Source organism: Lutibacter maritimus, from assembly GCF_900116115.1.
In the GTDB taxonomy this organism is placed as follows: Bacteria; Bacteroidota; Bacteroidia; order Flavobacteriales; family Flavobacteriaceae; genus Lutibacter; species Lutibacter maritimus.
This window is the reverse complement of sequence record NZ_FOZP01000001.1, coordinates 700,601-707,046: the sequence shown is the minus strand read 5'-3', so window position 1 is coordinate 707,046 and position 6,446 is coordinate 700,601. Positions and strand designations below refer to the sequence as shown.

General features: G+C 29.8%; 5 protein-coding genes. All 5 read left to right on the top strand.

Translation table 11 applies throughout. From position 1 onward, the window contains the following. The first annotated feature begins 157 nt into the window (after window positions 1-157). The 5 genes from neuC to BM335_RS03340 are packed head-to-tail and all read left to right on the top strand — an operon-like array spanning window position 158 to window position 6,443. Window positions 158-1,285, top strand: coding sequence for a UDP-N-acetylglucosamine 2-epimerase (gene neuC / locus BM335_RS03360; RefSeq protein WP_090223161.1), 1,128 nt, complete (start codon window positions 158-160; stop codon window positions 1,283-1,285). Further along, a complete protein-coding gene (locus BM335_RS03355) occupies window positions 1,285-2,673 on the top strand; it encodes a hypothetical protein (protein ID WP_090223158.1) in 1,389 nt (462 codons plus the stop codon). Before neuC ends, BM335_RS03355 begins: the two co-directional genes overlap by 1 nt. After that, the gene (locus BM335_RS03350; protein ID WP_245780596.1) at window positions 2,670-3,749 is read left to right on the top strand and encodes a glycosyltransferase family 4 protein; all 1,080 of its coding nucleotides are present in this window, start codon (window positions 2,670-2,672) and stop codon (window positions 3,747-3,749) included. Before BM335_RS03355 ends, BM335_RS03350 begins: the two co-directional genes overlap by 4 nt. After that, window positions 3,746-4,912, top strand: coding sequence for a glycosyltransferase family 4 protein (locus tag BM335_RS03345; RefSeq protein ID WP_090223155.1), 1,167 nt, complete (start codon window positions 3,746-3,748; stop codon window positions 4,910-4,912). The genes BM335_RS03350 and BM335_RS03345 overlap by 4 nt, the downstream gene beginning before the upstream one ends. Further along, window positions 4,905-6,443, top strand: a complete 1,539-nt coding sequence (locus tag BM335_RS03340; protein WP_090223153.1) for a glycosyltransferase family 2 protein — start codon at window positions 4,905-4,907, stop codon at window positions 6,441-6,443. Before BM335_RS03345 ends, BM335_RS03340 begins: the two co-directional genes overlap by 8 nt. The last annotated feature ends 3 nt before the right edge of the window (window positions 6,444-6,446 follow it).

The window sequence follows — 6,446 nt, the reverse complement described above, 5'->3', positions numbered from 1 at the left end:
TCGTATTAAAACCACTCGAACTGACGTTGGTTCTCGATACGCTTTGCACTCGAACTGACGGTGTGTAGTGTTCGTCACTTCGAGTGATTTTATGAAGCAAAGCGGAATAAAATCGTATCGAGAAGCGGTTTGTTTTTTAAAAAGTAGTAAACACTAAATGAAAAAAATAGTATTTCTTACAGGTACAAGAGCTGATTTTGGTAAATTAAAATCACTAATTCAAGTACTTCAAAATAATAATGATTTTGAGCCTTTTATTTTTGTAACAGGCATGCATTTACTGGAAAAATACGGATATACTTTAATAGAAATAGAACGCAGCGGATTTAAAAACATTCATGCCTATAAAAATCACACGCATGAAACTACAATGGACTTAACCTTAGCAAAAACAATAGAAGGTTTTTCAAGTTATGTTAAAGAAGTAAATCCGGATTTGATAATTGTTCATGGTGATCGGGTTGAAGCCTTAGCAGGTGCAATAGTAGGCTCGCTTAATAATGTTTTGGTAGCCCATATTGAAGGGGGAGAATTATCAGGAACTATAGATGAATTAATCCGACATTCTGTAAGTAAATTGAGTCATATTCATTTTGTAGCTAATGACGCTGCTAAAAAAAGATTGTTGCAAATGGGCGAATTGGAAACGTCTATTTATGTTATAGGATCTCCAGATGTTGATGTAATGTTTTCAACGAATTTACCAACAATTGAAAAGGTTAAAGCGTATTATGAAATTGATTTTGACACGTATGGTGTGGCCATGTTTCATCCGGTTACAACAGAAATAAAAAGTATGCAATTGTATGCCGCTAATTTTGTGGAGGCTTTATTAAATGATACTAAAAACTATGTAGTTATTTATCCAAATAATGACCTAGGGTCAGAAATTATTTTAAAAGCATATCAACGGTTAACTGGTAATAAACGCTTTCGTGTTTTTCCATCCATTCGATTTGAATATTTTTTAACTTTATTAAAACACAGTGATTTAATTATTGGGAATTCTAGTGCAGGCATTAGAGAAGCACCTTATTATGGAATTCCAACCATAAATATTGGTTCACGCCAAGAAAATAGAGCGGTTCATTCACACATTATCAATACAGATTATTCCATTGCTGCTATATCAGAAGCATTGTTGTTAAATAAAGAAAAGGTGACAATAACGACCGCATGTTTTGGTTCAGGTACAAGTGCACAAGAATTTTTGGAGAGTTTAAACTCAAAATTACTTTGGAAAATTAACCATCAAAAACAGTTTAGAGATTTAAAAAATAATTAATGAAAAAATTAGGTGTTGTTATAACCGATGGTGTTGGCTTTAGGAATTATGTAATGAGTGATTTTTTAAAGGAAGCTTCAAAACAATTTGATAGTGTAATTGTATATTCTGGATTGCCAAAAAGCGCTTATAAATCAATTGAAAATTCAAATATTATTATTAAAGAACTAACGGTTTTTAATGAGCCTAAATTAACGTGGTTTTTTAGAAAATGGAAAGAAGTAGCGCATTTAAAAAAGTATCAAAACTTTTTTGGAATGAAGGCTAGTTTGGCTTTAGGATATCCTTCTAACAATTCGTTAAGATCGTTATTAATAAAATTTATATATGCTATAACTAGTATTTTTAACACATCAAAAAGTATTCTTTTTATTGAAAAATTACAATTTTTATCATTTTCAACTCATAAAGTAACAAAGGAGTATGTAAAGATTTTAAAAGAAGATATACCGACACATTTATTTTTTACACATCAAAGACCACCTTATTTAGCACCTTTTTTATATGTAGCTTTAAAGTTAAAAATTCCAACCACCACCTTTATTTTTAGTTGGGATAATTTGGCTTCAAAAGGTAGGATGTTGGGTAGTTTTAATCATTTTATGGTTTGGAGTAATTTAATGAAAGAAGAGTTGCTTTATTTTTATCCGAATGTTAAACCAAATGATGTAAAAGTAGTTGGAACCCCACAGTTTGAACCATATGTACTGGATAGATATACTATGAATGAAAATGATTTTTTTTCAAAATTTAAGTTAGATACATCAAAAAAAATACTATGCTATAGTTGTGCAGATGTTTCTATTGGTAAAAATGATCCTATAGTTATTAGTGTTATTGCAAAAGCCATTAGAAATAAAAGTATAAATGAGCAAGTGCAACTTATTGTGAGGACTTCACCAGCTGAAGATGAATCGAGATTTAAAGAAGTGAAAAATGAGTTTCCTGAAATAATTTGGAATGTGCCTAAATGGATATTAACCAGAGAAAACCATATTGAGCGTTGGTCGCAGCGGATACCTTTAGAGGAGGATATAAGAGATTTACGCGCTTTATTAACGTATTCAGCTATTAGTATTAATATGTGCTCAACCATGAGTTTAGACTTTATGTTGTTTAACAAGCCTGTGATTAATACAGTTTTTGGAACAAAAAACAATGGTTTGTATGATGATCAAAAGTTTTTAAACTACGATCATTATAAGAAAGTGATAGAAAGTGGTGCTGTAGTTATTGCTAAAAATGAATATGAATTGATATCAGCTATTAACAACGAGTTAACAGCACCTGAAAAAAGAAAGCAACAACGTGAAAAATTAATTGCTTTGCAAATAAGTAAGGAATTGAAAGGGACGAGTAAAAGAATTGCTGAAAATTTAGCATTATGAAATCACAACAAAGAATAGCAGTATTATGTAATTATGCCTTAGATGCGGATAGAGTTGGTGGTATGGATTATTTTTTTTGGAATTTTGATGAAATTTGTAAAGCAAATGCTATACGTGTAGATTGGTTTTTTCCAAATAAATTGGCACACGGCGGTTATAAAAATATGACTATCTATGCAAGTAATCAGGTTAATGTTGAAAATTATTTTGTAAAAAACAGCTTACAAAACAAATCTGAATATAGTTATATTATTACGCATTTTGTTGAGCTATGTACCCATGTTTTTAAAGAAATAAAGCAAAAATCAAACGCAAAAATTATTTGTGTTGACCACAATCCTAGACCAATAAATGGATATACTTTTAAAAAGAAAATAGCTAAAAAAATAAAAGGGTTTCTGTATGCTAAATATATTGATTTATTTGTAGGTGTTTCAAATTATACTTCAAATGAAATTATGAAGGATTTTGGTGCGCATTTAAAATCAAAAACAATTACCATATATAATGGTGTTGTTATAGATGAGATCTTAGTTAGAAAAGAAAGAAATTTTCAAAACCCTACTTTTTTAGTGGCGTCACATTTAAGGGAGTCAAAAGGTATTCAAGATTTAATTGCCGCTGTAGATTTACTACCAAAAAATTTGAAATCTAAAATTAAGGTTGATGTTTATGGCGATGGGCCTTATAAAGCTACTTTACTAGCGTTGATTAAAAAATATGAGTTAGAGCCTCAGATAACATTTAAAGGAAGTGTATCCAATTTAAATAGCATTTACTATTTATATGATTATATGTTGCAACCTACACATATGGAATGTTTTAGTTTATCCATTTTAGAAAGTTTGGCAGCCAATGTACCTGTTATCACAACCAATGTTGGAGGTAATGAAGAAGCAATACAACATACAAAAAATGGATTTATTTTTAAAGCTGGAAACATACAAGAACTTTGTACTATTTTAGAAAATATAGTAACAGCAGAAATGAAAATTACAACAGCAACCAGAAATTTAATTGAAACCTCATTCTCATTAAATGAAATGGTAAAAAATCACTTCAAATTAGTGCAATGAATATAGCTTTTTTAACTTCCGAATATCCTCATCCTAAAATTCTGAAATCTGCTGGAATTGGTACAAGTGTTAAAAATTTAGCAGTAGCATTAGCTAAAAGAAATTATAACATTACTGTTTTTGTTTATGGACAAGATTGCGATGAAGTATTTGTTGAAAATGGTGTTGAGATTCATAAAATTAAATATGTAAAGTTCCAGTTTCTAAGTTGGTTTTTTTACAGAAAAAAAATTCAGAATTATATCAATCGATTTATTTTAAAGAATACTATATCGTGTATTGAAGCTCCAGATTGGACAGGGATTACTGCATTTATGAAATTTAAGTGTCACTTGGTAATTAGACTACATGGTTCTGATGCATATTTTTGTAATTTAGAAGGCAGAAAACAAAAATTTAAAAATTATTTTTTTGAAAAAGTAGCATTAAAGTCTGCGGATTCTATCATATCAGTAAGTTCATTTACCGCAAAAAAAACAACAACGCTATTTAATTTAAGTGCGAATATTAAAATTATTCATAACGGAATTGATATGCATTATTTTAATACAAAATTGATAACTAGTATTTCCAAAACTACTAATAAGGCTGTAAATACCAATCAATTATTATATTTTGGAACAATTATTAGAAAAAAAGGAGTGTTAGAATTGGCTGAAATTTTTAATGAAGTGATTAACAAAATGCCAACTACAACTTTAACTCTTTTAGGGAAAGATGTTGTAGATATTTTTGAGAATAAATCAACCTTACAACTTTTTAAAAATAAATTATCTAAAGAGGCAAAATTACAATTAACACATATTGATGAAGTTACTTATGATGAAGTAAAGAGTTATATAAATAACGCAACTGTTGTTGTTTTGCCTAGTTTTGCTGAAGCATTTCCAATGACTTGGTTAGAAGCTATGGCAATGGGTAAGGCATTGGTTACCTCAAATATAGGTTGGGCAACAGAATTAATGATTGATGGTGAAACAGGGTATATGGAACATCCAAAAAATCACATAGAATTTGCTAATAAAATTATTGTATTGCTACAAAATAAGGAGTTAAATAGTACCTTTGGAATAAATGCAAAAAAACGAATAGCAACCCATTTTTCAATTGAAATTATAGGAGATGAAAATAGTAAGTATTACCAATCTATAGTACATGAATGAGATAAAAACACATATAACTAAAACAGGTGAATCATTATTGTATTTTGGAAATCCTGATTTAAGTCAATTAGATGAATTAGCATTAGGACCTGGAGATTTATGGCATAGCTCCTTAGATCAGGGGTTTACAAATGCATTTGAAGATATTATCTATCAAACGGCTGTATATTGGTGGTTTTTAAATGACTTTGAAGGGTGCAATCAAGTTGTTTCATGGCGTGTAAATCCATCCAGTTTTGTCATTCGAAAAAAGATATGGGAACAATTAGGAGGATTTGATTCAATGTTTCTATCCATGGAAATGAAAGGTATTGATGTAGGTTGTAACTTGTTGCGAAATCAATTTGGCTTACCACTTTATATAAAAGGACTTTTTCAACCAGAAGAAAATAATATTGAAATTCCTTCCAATGATCGCTATTTATTTTATCGGAAACATTTTAAGATTCATCATAGTATTTATATGATTTATAGAAAAGGGTTGTTTAACTTTTTTTCAGAAATAAAAGCTTATAAGTATGCAAAAAATCATTTTGTAAAAAAAGAAGTACTTCCAGTAACACCTAGAAAATTAAATCCAATTGAAGGAACTCCAACAGTTAGTTTGGTGATACCAACCATGCGCAGGCAAAAATACACTCAGTTGTTGTTAGAAGACCATAAAAAGCAAACGTATCCTATTTCACAAGTTGTAATTGTTGATGCAACACCAGAAGAGGAGCGAGATGCAAGTTTTTATAAACAAGCTGATTTTAATTTTAAGTTAGACGTGCATTGGCAAACCACCAAAGGAAGTTGCAGAGCTAGAAATGAAGCATTAGAAAAGTGTACTGGCGATTATATTATTTTTGCCGATGATGATATTCGCATTCAACCAGATTTTGTTGAAAATCATATTCGTTTATTACAAACCTATAATGCTGATGCTTGTAATGGATTGGATATAATGGCTGAAAATGTAAACCAAAATTTAGAAGATTTAGAGAATAGATTGAATAAACTTGGAGAAAAAAGATGGCATGTTGGCGTAGCAAAAGCATTTAGTAATGCTAATTCCTGTGTTAAAAGAGCATGGATTGATAGAATTGGATTTAATGATATCAATTTTGATGGTGGTTATGGTGAGGATAGTGATTTTGGAATGCGTTTATTAAAAAATGGCGCTGTAGTATTACACAATCCATTTTCAGCAAATTTACACTTAAAACCTCCAACAGGTGGATATAGATGGTGGGGAAGCCAAGCTAATATTCTTGGTAAAAAAAGAAAACAACAACCATGGGAATTAAACAATCCTGTTAAATATATAAAACCAGTTCCAAGTCCTACTATTACTTATGGAATATTGAAGCATTATAAACCACATCAAATTAAAGAATGGCGTACAAAACATTTTTTTATTTATTTATTGAAAGCGCCATTAAAGGTTCAACTAATTAGGTTTTTAAAATATCCGTATAAACAACTTCAATTTAGCAAATCACTACAATATGCAAAAGGCTTGCTACATATAGGTGAACGTTTTAAATAATTT